Source organism: Thioclava sp. NG1 (genome assembly GCF_003122275.1).
GTDB lineage: Bacteria > Pseudomonadota > Alphaproteobacteria > Rhodobacterales > Rhodobacteraceae > Thioclava > Thioclava nitratireducens.
In genome coordinates this window covers 410,289-427,468 of sequence record NZ_QFBB01000003.1, presented here as the reverse complement: position 1 = coordinate 427,468, position 17,180 = coordinate 410,289, and the positions used below count along the sequence as shown (strand labels likewise).

The 17,180-nt window shown below is 65.3% G+C and carries 16 protein-coding genes; 11 read left to right on the top strand and 5 right to left on the bottom strand.

Annotation, left to right across the window (positions count from 1 at the left end; all coding sequences use genetic code 11):
• Positions 1-6: 6 nt before the first annotated feature.
• Complete coding sequence (locus DEM26_RS07575) at positions 7-1,188, bottom strand: sugar ABC transporter substrate-binding protein (protein WP_075775100.1); 1,182 nt, start codon at positions 1,186-1,188, stop codon at positions 7-9.
• Positions 1,189-1,684: 496 nt separating this feature from the next.
• Here DEM26_RS07575 and rpsD point away from each other — a divergent pair, with 496 nt between their 5' ends.
• The 3 genes from rpsD (at position 1,685) to DEM26_RS07560 (ending at position 4,713) form a co-directional block, all read left to right on the top strand.
• Positions 1,685-2,305, top strand: coding sequence for a 30S ribosomal protein S4 (rpsD, locus tag DEM26_RS07570; protein ID WP_075775099.1), 621 nt, complete (start codon positions 1,685-1,687; stop codon positions 2,303-2,305).
• A 384-nt stretch (positions 2,306-2,689) separates the two neighbouring features.
• The gene (hisC, locus tag DEM26_RS07565; protein ID WP_075775098.1) at positions 2,690-3,790 is read left to right on the top strand and encodes a histidinol-phosphate transaminase; all 1,101 of its coding nucleotides are present in this window, start codon (positions 2,690-2,692) and stop codon (positions 3,788-3,790) included.
• Positions 3,787-4,713, top strand: a complete 927-nt coding sequence (locus DEM26_RS07560; protein ID WP_109172063.1) for a prephenate/arogenate dehydrogenase family protein — start codon at positions 3,787-3,789, stop codon at positions 4,711-4,713. Before hisC ends, DEM26_RS07560 begins: the two co-directional genes overlap by 4 nt.
• Before the next feature lie 46 nt (positions 4,714-4,759).
• Here the strand turns inward: DEM26_RS07560 and DEM26_RS07555 are convergent, their stop codons facing one another.
• Positions 4,760-5,815 carry a DUF2125 domain-containing protein gene (locus DEM26_RS07555; RefSeq protein WP_088718417.1) on the bottom strand — a complete coding sequence of 352 codons (1,056 nt, stop codon included), beginning with the start codon at positions 5,813-5,815 and terminating at the stop codon, positions 4,760-4,762.
• A 47-nt stretch (positions 5,816-5,862) separates the two neighbouring features.
• Here DEM26_RS07555 and DEM26_RS07550 point away from each other — a divergent pair, with 47 nt between their 5' ends.
• From DEM26_RS07550 to DEM26_RS07540, 3 genes are read left to right on the top strand one after another with little or no spacing between them, the layout of a single operon-like run.
• Positions 5,863-6,411, top strand: a complete 549-nt coding sequence (locus tag DEM26_RS07550; protein ID WP_199224640.1) for a gamma-glutamylcyclotransferase — start codon at positions 5,863-5,865, stop codon at positions 6,409-6,411.
• 56 nt (positions 6,412-6,467) lie between these two features.
• Positions 6,468-7,667 carry a biopolymer transporter ExbB gene (locus DEM26_RS07545; protein WP_075775095.1) on the top strand — a complete coding sequence of 400 codons (1,200 nt, stop codon included), beginning with the start codon at positions 6,468-6,470 and terminating at the stop codon, positions 7,665-7,667.
• Between the two features lie 3 nt (positions 7,668-7,670).
• Positions 7,671-9,062 carry a peptidoglycan -binding protein gene (locus DEM26_RS07540; RefSeq protein ID WP_109172062.1) on the top strand — a complete coding sequence of 464 codons (1,392 nt, stop codon included), beginning with the start codon at positions 7,671-7,673 and terminating at the stop codon, positions 9,060-9,062.
• 75 nt (positions 9,063-9,137) lie between these two features.
• Here DEM26_RS07540 and DEM26_RS07535 read toward each other — a convergent pair whose 3' ends face one another.
• Positions 9,138-9,851 (bottom strand): hypothetical protein, encoded by a 714-nt coding sequence (locus DEM26_RS07535; protein ID WP_088726408.1) that lies wholly within the window; start codon positions 9,849-9,851, stop codon positions 9,138-9,140.
• Between the two features lie 47 nt (positions 9,852-9,898).
• Positions 9,899-12,352, bottom strand: a complete 2,454-nt coding sequence (locus tag DEM26_RS07530; protein ID WP_109172061.1) for a heavy metal translocating P-type ATPase — start codon at positions 12,350-12,352, stop codon at positions 9,899-9,901.
• A 186-nt stretch (positions 12,353-12,538) separates the two neighbouring features.
• Between DEM26_RS07530 and DEM26_RS07525 the strand changes: the two genes are divergently transcribed.
• The 5 genes from DEM26_RS07525 (at position 12,539) to DEM26_RS07505 (ending at position 15,646) form a co-directional block, all read left to right on the top strand.
• Positions 12,539-12,934 (top strand): MerR family DNA-binding protein, encoded by a 396-nt coding sequence (locus DEM26_RS07525; RefSeq protein ID WP_075775092.1) that lies wholly within the window; start codon positions 12,539-12,541, stop codon positions 12,932-12,934.
• Positions 12,935-12,985: 51 nt separating this feature from the next.
• Positions 12,986-13,327, top strand: coding sequence for a hypothetical protein (locus tag DEM26_RS07520; protein ID WP_109172060.1), 342 nt, complete (start codon positions 12,986-12,988; stop codon positions 13,325-13,327).
• Positions 13,328-13,408: 81 nt separating this feature from the next.
• Positions 13,409-13,840, top strand: a complete 432-nt coding sequence (locus DEM26_RS07515) for a c-type cytochrome (RefSeq protein WP_088723389.1) — start codon at positions 13,409-13,411, stop codon at positions 13,838-13,840.
• A 1-nt stretch (position 13,841) separates the two neighbouring features.
• Positions 13,842-15,212: a multicopper oxidase family protein gene (locus DEM26_RS07510; RefSeq protein ID WP_109172059.1), complete on the top strand. Its 1,371-nt coding sequence runs from the start codon at positions 13,842-13,844 to the stop codon at positions 15,210-15,212.
• Complete coding sequence (locus DEM26_RS07505; RefSeq protein ID WP_088723299.1) at positions 15,212-15,646, top strand: c-type cytochrome; 435 nt, start codon at positions 15,212-15,214, stop codon at positions 15,644-15,646. The genes DEM26_RS07510 and DEM26_RS07505 overlap by 1 nt, the downstream gene beginning before the upstream one ends.
• Positions 15,647-15,759: 113 nt before the next feature.
• Here the strand turns inward: DEM26_RS07505 and DEM26_RS07500 are convergent, their stop codons facing one another.
• Positions 15,760-17,136 (bottom strand): dipeptidase, encoded by a 1,377-nt coding sequence (locus tag DEM26_RS07500; protein WP_109172058.1) that lies wholly within the window; start codon positions 17,134-17,136, stop codon positions 15,760-15,762.
• Positions 17,137-17,180 lie beyond the last annotated feature (44 nt).

Genomic DNA, 17,180 nt, shown 5'->3' with positions numbered 1-17,180 from the left:
CAGCTATCAGTTCCCGATGCCAGCGGATTTGCACGCGTCAGCCGCGTCGCCCGCACAGAGCTTGGAGGTGTCGACGAAGCCGTCTTTCACGACGGTGTCGGCCATGTTCTCCGGGGTGACCCAGATCGGCTTGAGCAGGATCGAGGGCACGTCCATGCCGCCCTGGCTGTCATTGACCTTGCCGTTGACGAGACCGTCGGGCGGGTTTTCACCGGCGCGCATGTAGAGCGCGAGTGCGGCGGCCGCCTGGGCTTCAAGATAGATCGGCTTGTAGACGGTGCCGCACTGGTAGCCGGTGAGCACGTTCTGCAGGCCGGTGACGGTCGCATCCTGACCGGTGGTCGGGAAGGCTTTCGCCGGCACGTTCAGCGTCTTGAGATAGGAGATGACCGCGTTGGCGTTGTCGTCATTCGGGGTGACGACGGCGTTCATGTCCTGATGCGCGGTGAACTGCTGCTCGAAGGTGGTCCGTGCGACAGACGGGTCCCAGGTGCCCGCGGGCTCGCCCGCATTGGTGTAGCTGCCGTCGTCGAATTTCGGCTGAAGCACCTTCATGTAGCCCTGCTTGAACAGCGTGGCGTTGTTGTCATCGGGGGAGCCCGCCATCACGAGGATATTCGGCTTCTCGATGTTCCAATCGCTCAGGCACTGTTCCATGCCCTTGCCGATCAGCTCGCCGACATATTCGTTGTCGAAGCTGATATAGTAGTCGCGCGAACCGCCAAGCGTGATCCGGTCATAGTCGATGACCGCGACGCCGTGCTCTTTCGCGTATTTTTCGACAGCGGCACCGCCGCCCGAGGAGATCGGGTCGATCAGCAGAACCGTCGCGCCCTGGCTGATATCGGTCTGCGCCTGCGTGAGCTGGTCGGCTTCCGAGCCTTGCGCGTTGGTGATGATCAGGTCGTCCGAGGACAGGCCCGCCGCTTCGAAGGCTTTCTTCAGGTAGGGCTCGTCGAAAGAGGTGTAGCGGGCGGAGCTGGCGGTGTCGGGCAGCAGCACGCCGACCTTGCCTTTGCCCTTGGACGCGATGTCCTTGAGTTGGCTCATGGCCGAGAAGTCGGCGCCGAAGCTGTCGGCGGTGATGTTCTGGGCCTGCGCGGCACCTGCAATCAGGCCGAGCGCGAGAACGCTGGTTCCGGCGAGACGCGCGGCGGTTCCGCACGTCGAGCGACGAATGTTTTTCATTGTAATCCTCCTAAGGCCGGATGGGGTTCCTCCCGGTGGAGCGGGCAACGCCTCACTCCCGCGCGCCGCCCGTGCCGACCTCCGGCAGGACAACGCCGGGACGCGCATCCGGCACGCGCCCCGTTAGCGCCATCATGGGGCGAATTGTTGCTCTGAACAGGGGGCGAAAGCCAAAATTTACTCACGAAACCGTGACGGAACGCAGCGTCGGGAGCCTGATGGGAAATTTGCTGGGGCGGGCAGGCGGCCGCCTCGTGGGCGGAGAGGTGGGCAGAGAGGCAGTCTGGCGGGCCGGATCGTTCGCGTTCCCCGGACGTCTCGCCCGGAGTGGTTGACACCCGCGCGCGCCGATGTATAAGCCCGCCATCCCGGTAACGCGAGTTGCCGGGGTTATTCATTGGTGTTGGTGGACCTCGCAAGAGGAAACCTGTCGCCGGTCGCCGCAAGGCCCGGAGGAGGACAACGCCCTTCGAAACGCTAAAGAAGGAGATCAGCCGTGACCAAACGCACGTCTGCCAAGTACAAAATCGACCGCCGCATGGGCGAGAACATCTGGGGCCGCGCCAAGTCGCCCGTCAACCGTCGTGAATACGGCCCCGGCCAGCACGGTCAGCGCCGCAAGGGCAAACTGTCCGACTTCGGTATCCAGCTCCGCGCCAAGCAGAAGCTCAAGGGCCATTACGGCGACCTGACCGAGAAGCAGTTCCGCCGCATCTACGCCGAAGCCGAGCGTGTGAAGGGCGACACCGGTGAAAACCTGATCGGTCTGCTCGAGCGCCGCCTCGACGCGCTGGTCTACCGCGCCAAGTTCGTCCCGACCGTCTTCGCAGCGCGCCAGTTCGTGAACCACGGCCACGTGCTCGTGAACGGCAAGAAAGTGAACATCCCCTCCTATCGCCTGAAAGAAGGCGACGTGGTGGAAGTCCGCGAGAAGTCCAAGCAGATGGCTCTGGTTCTCGAAGCCGTTCAGTCGCCCGAGCGTGACGTTCCGGATTACATCGAAGCCGACCACAACAAACTGACCGCGAAATTCGTGCGCACCCCGGCCCTGTCCGACGTGCCCTTCGCGGTTCAGATGGAGCCGAACCTCGTGGTCGAATTCTACGCGAAGAACTGATCTCTCAGTCTTCGCCGATCATTTGGAAAGGCCGTGCCCTCGGGGCGCGGCCTTTTTCTTTTGGGCAGTGGGCGAGGGGAGCTTTTGTCCGGAACAGCCGCGCAGCGGCCCGGACAGCGCCCGGCCGCCCCCTCGGGCGGGCGCTCTTCCCTCATCGGCGCGGCGAGGTCGTGCGGATGTGGTGAGATAAAGGGGCAACCGCTGAATGAAGCGCGCCCACCCGGCGGTCGGGCGCTGCCCTCCGGCACTCGTGGGCAATACATCTCTCATCGACGTGCTATGACATCCGTTGCATCCCTGCCGCGTCTGCTATGCGGGTGATCTTCTCACTAGCCCTGTCGCGCCATGGCGGATAGAACTCGGGCCACGATTCAGGAGTGCACAATGACCACGCATATTCGCCCCCAGCCCGGTATTATGGACATCGAGCTCTATCAGGGCGGCGCCTCCCATGTGGCGGGGCGCACCGATGCCGTGAAGCTCAGCTCGAACGAGAACCCGTTCGGCCCCTCGGACAAGGCCAAGGACGCGTTCGCGAAATGCGCCCATTCGATGCATCGTTACCCCTCGACCGACCACGGCAAGCTGCGCACGGCCATCGGTGACGTGCACAAGCTCGATCCCGACCGGATCATCTGCGGGGTGGGCTCGGACGAGATCATCCACTTCCTGTGCCAGGCCTATGTCGGCGCGCGGGACGAGGTGATTTTCACCGAGCACGGCTTCCTGATGTATCGCATCTCGACCATGGCCGCGGGCGGCACGCCGATCGAGGTGAAAGAGCGCGACCGCACGACCGATGTCGATGCGATCCTGAGCGCCTGCACCAAGAAGACCAAGCTCGTCTTCCTCGCCAATCCGAACAACCCGACCGGCACGATGATCCAGCTGGCAGAGTTGGAGCGGCTGGCGGCGGGCCTGCCGAAAGGCGCGCTGCTGGTGATCGACGGCGCTTACGCGGAATATGTCGAAGGCTATGACGGCGGGGCGGAGCTGGCGACACGCCTGCCCAACGTCTTCATGACGCGGACCTTCTCGAAGATTTACGGCCTCGGCGGGCTGCGCGTCGGCTGGGGCTACGGGTCGCGCGAAGTGATCGACGTGCTCAACCGTATCCGTGGTCCGTTCAACCTCTCGACCGCGCAGCAGGAGACGGCAGAGGCCGCCGTGCGCGATCAGGACTGGGTCACGAAATGCCGCGACGACAATACGCGCCTGCGCGCGTGGCTCGCAGAAGCGTTGGCGGAAAAAGGCGTTCCGTCAGATACTTCCACGGCGAACTTCATCCTTGCGCGTCTGGCTTCCGAGCAGGAAGCGGCCGATTGCGATACCTATCTGAAATCCGAAGGCATCATCGTGCGCCGGGTCGCCGGCTATAACCTGCCCAACTGCCTGCGCATCACCGTGGGCGACGAACCCTCGTGCCGCCGCGTCGCGCATCTGATCGGCGTCTTCAAGGCAGGCGGGATCGAGGTGCCCAGATGAGCCAACTCTACCAGCGGGTCGCGCTGATCGGGCTCGGCCTGATCGCCTCGTCGATGGCGCATGCGATGCGCGAAAAGGGTCTGGCGGGCGAGATCGTCGGTCACGCGCGCTCTGCCGAGACGCGTGACACCGCGCTGGAGATCGGGCTGGTCGATGCCGTCTACGAGACCGCCGCCGAGGCGGTCGCGGGCGCCGATCTGGTTGTGCTCTGCGTGCCGGTCGGTGCGATGGACAAGATCGCCGAAGAGATCGCCGCGCATCTCGCCCCCGGCGCGACCGTCACCGATGTGGGTTCGGTCAAGCGCGCGGTGATCGACGCGGTCGGCCCGCATATGCCCGACGGTGTGCATTTCATCCCCGGCCACCCGCTGGCGGGGACCGAGCAGTCCGGCCCGCGCTCGGGCTTTGCCACGCTGTTCGCCAATCGCTGGTGGCTGTTCACGCCGATCGAAGACACCGACTCCGAGGCGCTGACCCGGTTGAAAACGCTGGTCGAGGCGATGGGTGCCAATACCGACGAGATGGCGCCCGATCACCATGATCTCGTGCTCTCGGTCGTGTCGCACACGCCGCACCTGATCGCCTATACGATGGTGGGCGTGGCGGATCATCTTCGTCGTGTAACCCACGAGGAAGTCATCAAATATTCCGCCACGGGTTTTCGCGATTTCACCCGGATCGCGGCCTCGGACCCGACGATGTGGCGCGACGTCTTCCTGACCAACAAGGAAGCGACGCTCGACATCCTCGGCCGCTTCACCGAGGAGCTATTCATGCTGCAACGCGCGATCCGCATGGGCGATGGCGACATGCTGCACGACTATTTCACGCGCACGCGCGCGATCCGTCGCGGCATCATCGAGGCGGGTCAGGATACGGATGCGCCCGATTTCGGCCGCAGCGCGCCGAAGAAAGACGCGTAAGGCGCACGCGGGCAGGCGGTCCGCGCCCTGCTGCCCGCCCCGTGTTTCACTGCCGTTGCGCGACCAGTTGCGGTGCGGGGCCCAGCGGCACCGGGCCGAGGCTCATCTGCCCGTCCTTGAAAATCAGCGGCACTTCCAGCGCGCCGTCGGGGTTCTTCGCGGCCAGCATTGCGCCTATCCCGGTGACGAGTTTCACCTCGTCCTTTCCTATCAGCCCCATGCCCTGCGCGATGCCGACCCAGTTGCGCCACGAGGCAGAGCGGATCGTCAGCGTGCCGTCTGGATAGCCAGAGGGATCGACGGTCAGGTTGCCCTCGACCGAGACGTCGTTATCGCCCCAGCTCAGCGACAGGTCCGAGATCGCGAAGGTCATCAGACCCGGCAGTCCTGCCTCCAGCGCGCTTTGGTCGATCGGCTCCCGCGTGCCCATGAGCGCGTCGAAATGGAGGCGCGTGATCGTGTCGGGCAGCGTGCCCTTCGGGTCGATCCGCTCGAGCAGATCGGCCGGCAGTTTCAGTTTCTTGGCTTCCGCGCCCAGGCGATAGGCGGCGGCGGGCATCACCAGATCGGCGGCTTGGGCCGAGGCGCCGATCGCGCCCTGCGCCTTGTCTTTGCGCGCGATGGCGAGGCGCAGCTGATCGGCCGAAAGCTCCGGCTTGGCGGCCCCCTGGGGCGTCAGCACGGGGGACGCGACCACGGCGACCGCGTTTTCCAGCGGCAGCGCGGTCGAATAGCCCACCGTCATCGAGGCGCGCATGTCGTCTTGCGTCAGGCGGTAGGTCTTGTCGCCCAGATGCAGCATCTGGCCCGAGGGCAGGTAGGCGATCACCTTGTTGGGCTCATATCCCAGCGCGAAGATTTGCGCGAAGGGGGCGCTCCAGCGCCACAGGCCGCCCCGATCCTTCAGTTCCGGCTTGTCGAAGGTCAGATCGAAGCGCGAGGGGAAGCCCGCCAGCGAGACCGATTGCGCATCGCCCCAACCTTCCTGCCGGGCCTGTGCGAGCATGTCGCGCGCGCCGTTCTCGATCTTGTGCGCGCCGTAGAACCAGTAGCCGCAATAGGCCAGCGTCGCGACCAGCACCAGAATGATCAGTTTGCGCATCGTAGCCTCTTTGCAAATCGGGTGAACCCCATGTAAGCCCTGAGCCCATGCAGGACCAGAGCGACGACAACAGGATCTGGGTCTTCGGCTACGGCTCGCTGATCTGGAACCCCGGCTTCGATTTCGACGAACGGATGCTTGCCCGCGCGCCGGGTTGGGAGCGCAGCTTCTGCATGCGCTCGCTGGTGCATCGCGGCACGCCCGAGGCGCCGGGACTGGTGCTGGCGCTCGACGAGGGGCAGGGCGCCTGCGCGGGGCTCGCCTTCGCGGTGAAGCCCGGACAGGAAGACGAGGTCATGACCTACCTGCGCGAGCGCGAGCTGGTGACCGCGGCCTATCTGGAACGAGAAATTGATGTCGATCTGGATGACGGGCGGCGCGTGCGCGCCGTGACCTACGTGATCGACCGCCATCACGACCAATATTGCGGAGGCCTCAGCGATGACGAGCAGGCCCGGATCATCGCCTCTGCCACCGGCGGGCGCGGTCCGAACCGCGATTATCTGTTCAATACTGCCCAGCATCTTCACGAATTGGGCATTCCCGACCCCCATCTTGATGCATTGGTGGCACGGCTGCGTGTCTTGTCGCGATAGGCCTTGGCGAAGGGCTGCGCCGTCGCTAGGCTCTGCGCAAACAGGCAAGAGGGGCAATGATGCAAGAGCCGATCCGGCTGGAGCCGCAATTCTCACAACCCGTGCGTCAGGTGATCCTGATGCTTCTGGTGCTCGGCTTGGTCGCTGCGGGAGGCTACTTCGCCTATTCGCGCATCTTCCCGATTTTCCTCGCCAATCCCTGGCTGAACGGGGTGATCCTCGCGGTCTTCGTCTTCGGCATCCTCGCCTGCTTCTGGCAGGTGGTGCAGCTGGTCAAGGCGGTGAACTGGATCGAGAGCTTCGCCGCCGATCGTCCGGGCCGTCCGCAGGTGCGCGCGCCGTCGATGCTGGCGCCGCTCGCAGCCCTTCTGGGCTCGCGCGAGGCGCGCCGCGCGGTGTCGTCCTCCTCCGGCCGCTCGATCCTCGAATCCGTCGCGACCCGGATCGACGAGGCGCGCGACATCACCCGTTACATCGCGGGCCTGCTGATCTTCCTCGGCCTTCTGGGGACGTTCTACGGCCTCGCCACCACCGTCCCTGCCGTGGTGGAGACGATCCGCGCGCTCGCACCGAAGGAAGGCGAGAGCGCGATCGGCGTGTTCGACAATCTGATGACGGGGCTCGAAGCGCAGCTGGGCGGCATGGGCACGGCGTTCTCCTCGTCGCTTCTGGGTCTTGCGGGCTCGCTGGTGATCGGCTTGCTGGAACTGTTCGCGAGCCACGGTCAGAATCGCTTCTACCGCGAGCTGGAGGAATGGATTTCTTCGATCACGCGGCTGTCCTTCACCGCGCTTGAAGGGGGCGATGGCGAAAGCTCTATGGTGGCGGGCGTCCTCGATCACATGTCCGAGCAGATGGACCAGATCCAGACGCTGTTCGTGCGCTCCGATGCCGGACGCGTGCAGACCGAGGCGCGCATCGCGCATCTGTCGAACGCGATCCACGACCTGTCGGAACGGCTCTCGGCGGAGATGGATGCGCGCAACCGCCAGCAAGGCGCGCTGCAGCAGATGGCGGAGGGGCAGGAGCGGCTGATCGGCGCGCTCGATCATCTCGCGCAGCGCACGGCCGAAGGGGCCCCCGAGGCAGAGGCGCTGATGGAGACCCGGATGCGGCTGCGCTCGATCGATCAGCAGATGATGCGGATGCTAGAGGAAGTCAGCGCCGGGCGGCAGGAAAGCATGGCCGAGCTGCGCCATGATTTCGCAGGTCTCACCCGGGCGATCCTAGGCTACAAACCGCATCGCGAGGAGTAATTTATGGCTCTGGCACGGCGCGGCGGCAATCGGTTCTCGACCAACATCTGGCCGGGTTTCGTCGATGCGATGACGGCGCTTCTTCTGGTCCTGATGTTCGTGCTGTCGATCTTCATGATCGTGCAATCGGTTCTGCGCGACACGCTGAGCACCAAGGAAGGCGAGCTGATCCAGCTCAACGAGCAGGTCTCGAACCTCGCCAAGGCGCTGTCGCTGCAACAGACAAAGACGCAGCAACTGACGGGCGAGCTGGAGAACGCGAAGGACAAGGCCGATCAGCAGGATTCGCTGATCGCCACGCTGACCTCGCAGCTCGATGACCGGAAGGCCGCGCTGGCGGATGCGAAACAGAAGATTACAGAATTCGAGGCCCGCGTCGCGCAACTCGTGGGCGAGCGCAACGCCGCCCAGCAGGATGCGAGCGCCAAGGCCGACGAGATCCGGCTGAGCAAGGAAACCATCGCCGATCTGCGCGACAAGCTGACGAAATCGGGCGACGAGGTCGCGGCGATGACGCTGCAACTCGAAGAGGCACGCAAGAAGGCCGAGGACACGTTGACCAAGCTCGCCGCCGCGCAGATCGCGAAGGCCGATCTGGAAAAGCAGCTGGGCAAGCAGCTCTCGGAGGCCGAGAAGCAGGCCGCGCTGAAGGCCACTGCGCAGAAGGCGCTGGCCGATCAGCAGGCGATCTCGGAGGGCGCGCAGAAGAAGGTGGCGCTGCTCAATCAGCAGGTCGCGGCTTTGCGAAGCCAGCTTGCGCAGCTTCAGAATGTGCTCGACGAGGCGCAGCAGAAGGATGCCGAGGCCAAGGTGCAGCTCGACAACCTCGGACAACAGCTGAACGCGGCGCTCGCCCGCGCGGCGTCGGAGGAAAAGAAACGTGCCGATCTGCAGGAGAAACTGCGCAAGGAGGCAGAGGCCAAGGCGAAGGATTTGCAGAACTACCGCTCGGAATTCTTCGGCAAGCTGTCGCAGCTTCTGAAGGGCAAGCAGGGCGTGAAGGTGGAAGGCGACCGCTTCGTCTTCTCCTCCGAAGTGCTGTTCGCGCCGGCTTCTGCCACGCTGTCGGATGCGGGCCGCGCGCAGATCAAGCAGGTCACGGCGCTGCTCGATCAGCTGCGCGGGGAAATCCCGAGCGATATCCCGTGGATCATCCGCGTCGACGGCCATACCGACGACACGCCGCTGTCTGGGCAGGGCGAGTTCAAGGATAACTGGGAACTGAGTCAGGCACGCGCGCTTTCGGTGGTGAAATACATGGTGGACAGCCTCGGCTTCCCGCCGGATCGGCTCGCCGCTGCCGGGTTCGCGCAGTTCGACCCGGTGAACACCGCCGACACGCCCGAGGCGCGCGCCCAGAACCGCCGGATCGAGTTGAAGCTGACCGAGCGCTGAGGCGCGAGGGACAAAAGAAAAGGCTGCCGGGCGATGCCTCGGCAGCCTTTCGCGTTCCGTGTCACCTGAGAGGGCTCAATGCCCCTGTGTCATCTCGCCCTTCGCCATCGCCAGATGGTGCGGCTGATGATGCGCGCCGACCGTCAGGATGCCGATGAAGCCGAGCGCGCGGATTTTCTGCGCATCCGCCCCGGTCACGGTGAGCGCGCTGCCGCCGGGGATTTCCTCGGCTCTCATTTCCCAGCCCCGAATACCGTTCATCGTCGCGACATGGGCGGGCACCATTGCGCGGATGGAGGCGGTAACCGCAGGATCGTCCGAGGTAGCCTCGAAGCGCGCACCACCCTCGATGTCGCTCTCGCTGACCTTGGCGTGCAGGGTGACATTGTTCATGTCGATCAGATGCTGGCGCAGCGCCTCGATATCGACGCGGTTCCAATCCGTGTCGGGATCGGCGAGCAGATGGGCCACGATCTCCTGGATCGCCGCGAAAGCGGATTGACCCGGCTCGGTAATCGCGCCCGCTGCCTGCATCCCGGGCATCTGCTCGGGCGCGGTCATGGGCATCTGCCCGTCGGCATGGGCCTCGTCCGGCATCATGTGATCGTCATGGGCGGGCATGTCCTCGTCGGCGCCCATATGCGCGTGGTCGCCCATCTCCGCATCGTCCATCATCATGTGATCGCCCGACATCATGTCATGCGTGTCCCCATCCGCGCTGCCATCCCCGTGCGCGTAGCTGACGGTGGGCAGCGCCACGAGGGCGAGAATGCTGAGAAAGCGTGTCATGAGTCCTCCGGAGTTTTGCGTCACCCTGTCATCTTTCTTCGGGAATGTCACAGCTTCAGCCTCCGCAGCCGCAACGCGTTACCGATCACCGAGACCGAGGAGAAGCTCATCGCGAGCGCCGCGATCACCGGCGAGAGCAGCAGGCCGAAGACCGGGTAGAGTACGCCCGCCGCGATCGGCACACCCGCGGTGTTGTAGGCGAAGGCGAAGAACAGGTTCTGGCGGATGTTGCGCATCACGCCCTCGGCCAGACGGCGCGCGCGGACGATGCCGGTCAGGTCGCCCTTGACCAGCGTCAGCCCGGCGCTCTCCACCGCGACATCCGCGCCGGTGCCCATGGCGATGCCGACATCGGCGGCCGCCAGCGCAGGCGCGTCGTTTACCCCGTCACCGGCCATCGCGATGGAGGCGCCGTCCTTGCGCAGCTTGTCGACCAGCGCGGCCTTGTCCTCGGGCGAGACCCCGGCATGGACCTCGTCGATGCCCAGCTCGCGTGCGACGGCCCGCGCGGTGCCCTCGCTGTCGCCGGTGGCCATGACGATCCGCAGCCCCTCGTCGTGGAGCGCGCGAATGGCGTCCGCGGTGGTCTCCTTGATCCGGTCGGCCACCGCGATCACGCCGATCACTGCACCGTCGCGGGCGAGATACATCGCCGTCTTGCCGTCCGATTGCAGACGCTCGACCGTGTCGGACTGGGCGGAGGTATCCGCGCCGATCTGCTTCATCAGGGCCGCATTGCCGAGCGCGATCTGCGCGCCGTCGACGCGGCCCGTGACGCCCTTGCCGGTCACCGCCTCGAAGCCTTCGGCCTCGAGTTTGGGCGCACCTTCCGCGCCTTGCACGATGGCCTCGGCAAGCGGGTGCTCCGATCCGCGTTCCAGCGCGGCGGCGAGCGATTTGACCTCTTCCTCCGAGGCCCCGTCCGCGATCACATCGGTCAGCGCGGGCTTGCCCTCGGTCAGCGTGCCGGTCTTGTCCACGATGAGCGTGTCGACCTTGGCGAAGCGTTCCAGCGCCTCGGCATCGCGGATCAGCACGCCTGCACTCGCGCCGCGCCCGGTGCCCACCATCACCGACATCGGCGTGGCGAGACCCAGCGCGCAGGGGCAGGCGATGATCAGCACCGACACCGCAGCCACGGTCGCATAGCCCAAGGCCGGGGTCGGCCCGAAGGCGAGCCATGCGATGAAGGCGAGGATGGCGCAGGCCACGACGGCGGGTACGAAGTAAAGCGCCACGCGATCGGCCAAGCCTTGGATCGGGGCGCGCGAGCGTTGCGCCTTGCCGACCATCTCGACGATCCGAGAGAGCGTGGTTTCCGAGCCCACGGCCTGCGCCTCCATCACGAAGCTGCCCTGCTTGTTCAGCGTGCCGCCGGTGACCGCATCGCCCTGGGCTTTCTCGACCGGGACCGGCTCGCCCGTGATCATGCTCTCGTCGATGGCGGAGGAGCCTTCCGTGACCACGCCATCGACCGGCACGGTCTCGCCCGGGCGCACGCGAAGCTTGTCGCCCGTCTGTACCTGATCGAGTGGCACGTCCTCGTCACCGTTTTCGCCCACGCGACGCGCGGTTTTCGGCGCGAGGTCCATCAGCGCGCGGATCGCATCTCCGGTCTTCTCACGCGCCGAAAGCTCCATGATCTGGCCGATCAGCACCAGCACGAGGATCACCGCCGAGGCTTCGAAATAGACCGGGGGAAGCCCGTGTTCGTTGAGCATCTCTGCCGGGAAGATTCCCGGCAGCAGAAGGCCCGCGAGCGAAAACAGGTAGGCCGCGAGCGTACCCAGCGCGATCAGCGTCCACATGTTTGGCGAGACGTTCACCACCGATTTCCAGCCACGCACGAAGAAGGGACGCGCGAACCACAGAACCGGCGTCGCCAGCGCGAATTGCAGCCAGAGGAAGGCTTTCGGCCCGATCCAGTCCGCGACGGGCAGCCCGATATGCGCGCCCATCTCCAGCACGAAGACCGCCGCCGCCAGCGGCCCCATGATCCAGAGCCTGCGGCGGAAATCGACAAGCTCGGGGTTCGGGCCGCTATCGGCGGTGGGGCTCATCGGCTCCAGCGCCATGCCGCATTTCGGGCAATCTCCGGGATGATCCTGCACGATCTCGGGATGCATCGGGCAGGTATACTGCGTGCCCTCGGGCATCGGCTTCGCCGCCGGGCGCGCGCCCAGATAATCCTCGGGCCGGGCCTCGAACTTGTGCTGACAGCCTTCGGAGCAGAAATAAATTCGCTCGCCATCGAGCTTGGCCATATGCTTTGCCGTCGCGCGCTCGACCGACATGCCGCAGACAGGGTCGGTCGCCTTGATGTAGTCATTCGGTTTGGCCACGAACTTGTCGTGACAGCCCTGCGAGCAGAAATGGTAAAGGTGCCCGTCATGCTCGGCGCTGGGTTTGTCGGCATTCGGGTCGACCGTCATGCCGCAAACCGGATCGCGCGTGATTACGTCGGTGGTTTCCTTGGTATGATGGGCGTGCTGCGGTGTCATCCGTTCATCCTTTCGGCAACTTCGCCCCATCAGATAGGGCTTCCAGTAGCTGGAGGGTCAAGAGCCTGATTGATCTTTCCACGCCAACCTTCGATCGCGTGGCGCCGTTCCCGTATTTCTCACGCGAGCGTGACTTTTGCCTCCAGCCGCTGGAAGGTTTATATGTGTCGCAGGAGGCACGCGCTCATGAATATCGGAACCGCCGCGACGCAGGCCGGGCTGCCGGTCAAAACGATCCGCTATTACGAGGATATCGGCCTGATTTCGCCGGATCGGCGGGCCAATGGCTACCGGGATTTCTCGGAAAGCTGCGTGGAGCAGCTGCGGCTTCTGGCGCAGGCGCGTCACCTCGGGTTCTCGCTCGAGGAATGTCGCCGCCTTCTTGCGCTGAGCGCCGATGAGGGACGGGCCAGCCGCGATGTGCGCGCGCTGGCGCAGGAAAACCTCGAAGCGGTGCGCGAGAAGATCGCGTCGCTCGCTGCGTTGGAGTCCCGGCTCGAACATTTGATCGCGCAATGCCACGGCGACGATGCGCCCGATTGCGCGATCCTCGACGACCTGATGGGACTGCGCGGGAATTGACAGCCGCGTCAGAGCCCATCAGATAGAGGGCAGGGAGAAGCCGGGAGAGTCATGCGCAAAGCGCTGCATATCGTGATGATCGCACTGGTCTGCTTGATCGGTCTGTCGCAGTTGGGCGCGCCCGCTGCCGCGATGACACATGCACGCGCGATGGACGCGGTGGACATGGTCGCCGTGACCGACTGTGCGGCCTGTCCCGACACCCATCACGATGCGGGACCGATGCAGGACCAGTCCTGTCCCCATGCCCAGATGATGGTCTCTGCCGGGCTCGATCATGCGCCGGAATTCTCTCTGAGCCGCGCCGACCTGTCGATGACGCTCCGTCCTGCGGAGACGCCCGCACCCGTGGCGCATGAGCCGCAACTCGACCTTCCTCCGCCCCGTATCTGATCGATCACACCGTCGCTGGCCCCCGAGGGGGCTCGTCTGTCGCGTCCGTGCAAAGGACGCATGATCGAACAGGATACCCTGATGAAACGCTACATACTTTCTGCCGTCGTCGTCGCGGCCCTCGCTGCGGGCGGTTGGCTCGTTCTGCAGCCCGACACCGCGACCGAGGCGGAGGCTGCGCCCGCACGGGGCGAACCGCTTGTCTCTGTCTCCCTGCCGAACACGCTCTCCGAGCAGGCCCAGATGGGCAAACGCGCATTTGATGCGACATGCGCCGCCTGTCATGGCGCGAATGCCACGGGCAAGATGGGCTTCGGCCCGCCCCTCGTGCACAAGATCTACGAACCCTCCCATCACGGCGACATGGCCTTTCAGGCCGCCGTTCAGACCGGGGTACGGGCGCATCATTGGCGCTTCGGCAACATGCCCCCGCAAGAGGGCCTGACCCGCGGCGATGTCGCGAATATCGTCGCTTACGTACGCGAATTGCAGCGCGCCAACGGGATCGAGTGAGATGCGGAACTTCCAACTGACCCGCCGTGCCGTCCTCGCCGGGATGGGTGCGTCTGCTCTGACCGCGCGTGCAGGAGGGGCGGCCACCGCCCCGACGCTGCTCACCGCACAGGTGGCCAAGGCCCAGATCGCCCCCGAGGGCTATCCGCAGACCGAGGTCTGGTCCTATGACGGCACGCTGCCCGGGCCGGAGCTTCGGGTGGCCCAAGGCGTGCGGCTGCAACGCCGCTTCGTCAACAAGCTCGCCGTGCCAAGCTCGGTGCATTGGCACGGCATCCGCATAGACAACGCGATGGATGGCGTGGCCGGGCTGACGCAGGACGCCGTGCCGCCCGGCCAGACCTTCGACTATGATTTCCGTGTGCCGGACGCGGGCACCTATTGGTATCACGCGCATACCAAGTCTATGGAGCAGGTCGCGCGGGGTCTCTCCGGTGCGCTGATCGTCGAGGAGCCGGAGGCGCCGGATGTCGATCGCGACGAGGTTCTGCTGCTCGACGATTGGCTGCTCGACCCCGATACTGCGCAGCTGGAGCCGGATTTCACCCATCCGATGGACCTCAGCCATGGCGGGCGTTTCGGCAATCTCGTGGGCACCAACGGGCATTACGCCCTGACCCTGACGGCGAAGCGCCATGAACGGTTACGCCTGCGGCTGATCAATGCCGCCAATGCGCGGATTTTCGTGCTGCGCCTGACCGGGCTTTCGGGCTGGCAGATGGCGCTCGACGGGATGCCGCTGCCTGCGCCGGAGGCTATTCCCGAGGAACTGGTGCTCGCGCCTGCGCAGCGCGTGGACCTGATCGTAGACGTGACCAGCGATGGCGCCGAGGCCGCGATCGAGCGGCTCGGCAATGATCAGCAATGGCAGCGTCAGGTCGGCTTCGCGATCTCGGGCGAGGCCAGCCGAACGCGGCGCGATCCGCCTGCGGCCCTGCCGCCCAATCCGAACATGGACCCGCCCGATCTGACACAGGCCCGTCCGCTGGAGATGAAGATCGAGGGCGGCGCGATGGGCCGAATGTCACGCAACCGGATGCAGGCCCTGATGCAGCGCGGCAATTTCTGGACGCTGGCCGGTCAGGCCGGAATCGGCGATGCGCCATTCGCGAAGCTGTCGCAGGGCGAACCGGTGCGGCTGCGCTTCGTCAACGATACCGCTTTCCCGCATGCGATGCACCTGCACGGAATGCATTTCCGCGAGCTGCGCGAGGATGGAAGCCTCGGCCCGATGCGCGACACGGTGCTGACGATCCCGGGGCGCAGCCACGAGATCGCCTTCACCGCCGACAACCCCGGCAAGTGGCTTTTGCACTGTCACATGCTAGCCCATGCGGCGGCGGGGATGACATCCTGGATCGAGGTGGCGTGATGGGGCGGATATTCCTTCTCAGCCTCGCGATCACAGGGGGCGTTGCCCTGTCTCCGGCGGTCGCCAGCTCGCTTGAAGGGCGCGATATCGCTCGGGGCAAGCAGCTTTACGCGACCCATTGCGCGAGCTGTCATGGCGCCGATCTTGAGGGGCAGCCGGACTGGCGCGAGGCGGGGCCCGATGGGGTTCTGCCGGCGCCGCCGCATGATGCCACCGGCCACACGTGGCACCACGAGACCGCGTTGCTGTTCGATTACGTCAAGCAGGGCGGGGCGGTAGCTTTGGCCGCGCGTGGGGTCGCCGATTTCCCGAGTGGGATGCCGGGTTTCGGCGGAACGCTGAGCGATGCGGAAATCCTCGACATCCTCGGCTTCATCCGCTCGACATGGCCCGAGCGGATGCAGGCGGTGCAGGCGGCGCGGGACGGGCAGTAGAGGCCGCCTCCGGCGCGATCCGGGAGTTGAAACGGTTCCGGCCATTCGCGAGAGGCGAATGGCCGGTGACTGAAGCGCGGCTGTGCGAGGGCCGCGAAGCCCTCGCCGCAGGCTTATTTCGCAATCCGGTCGAGAATCCGCGCCCAGGAGCGGATCCCCTTGTGGAAGCTTTTGACGTCGTATTTCTCGTTCGGCGAGTGGATCGCGTCGTCGTCATTGGCGAACCCGACGAGCATCGCATCCATGCCGAGGATCGACTTGAAGTAATAGCCGATCGGGATCGAGCCGCCCATGCCGACGATCACCGCCTCGCGGTTCCATTCGTCGCTCAGTGCCTGGCGCGCGGCTTCGAATTCCGGGCGCGAGGTGTCCATGACGGAGGCCGGCGCGCCATCGAGATCGTTGTCCCAGGTGATGCGCGCATCGACGGGCAGGCGGTCCTCGACATGTTTACGCAGAACCTTGCGCACATGTGCGGGGTCCATATCGCCCACCAGGCGGCAGGTGATCTTGCAATGCGCCTCGGCCGGAATCACGGTCTTCGAGCCCGCGCCCTGATAACCGCCCCAGAGACCGTTGATCTCCAGCGTCGGACGTGCCCATTGCTGCTCCAGCGTCGTGTAACCCTCTTCGCCGTGCGGCACCGTCATCCCGGCGTGGTGAAGGTATTCCTCCTCGTCGAAGCCGCAGGTCTTCCAGGCCTCGAGCTGCTCCTGAGGCACTTCGTGAACGCCTTCGTAGAAGCCCTCGACGGCGACGCGGCCCTTGTCGTCATGGAAGCTCGCGATCAGCTTGGAAATCTCGCGCAGCGGGTTCAGCGCGGGGCCGCCGTAATGGCCCGAATGCAGGTCGATGCGCGGACCGTGCAGGGTGAATTCGTCCTTCAGCATCCCGCGCAGGCTGCCCGCAATCGAGGGCACGCCGGGGGAGACCATCGAGGTGTCGCAGATCAGCGCCAGATCGCAGGTCAGTTCCTCGCGGTTGTTCTCGAGGAAGGGCACCAGCGAGGGCGAGCCCGATTCTTCCTCGCCTTCAAGAAAGATCACGAGATTGCCAGGCAATTCGCCGTTCACGGCCTTGTAGGCGCGGCAGGCCTCGATGAAGGTCATCAGCTGACCCTTGTCGTCGGAGGCCCCCCGGCCACGGATGACGCGGCCGTTCTCGGTGTCCTCGATGCGCGGCTCGAAGGGGGGCGTGTCCCACAGCTCCAGCGGGTCCACCGGCTGCACGTCGTAGTGGCCATAGAACAGCAGGCGCGGGCCGTCGCCCTTGGAATGCGCGACCACCATCGGATGGCCCGTGGTCGGGCGCAGCTCCGCGTCGAAGCCAAGCGATTTCAACTCCTTGACGAGCCATTCCGCGGCTTCGCGGGTCTCTTCGCGATAGGCCGGATCGGTCGAGATCGAGCGGATTTTCAGCAACTCGAACAGCCGCTCCATCGCGGCGTCCAGACCATTGTCGATTTCGGTGAGAACCTCGTTCAGTGCCATGCAGGCCTCCTTTATTTTTGCCACAGCCTAGGGCCGCGCGCGAG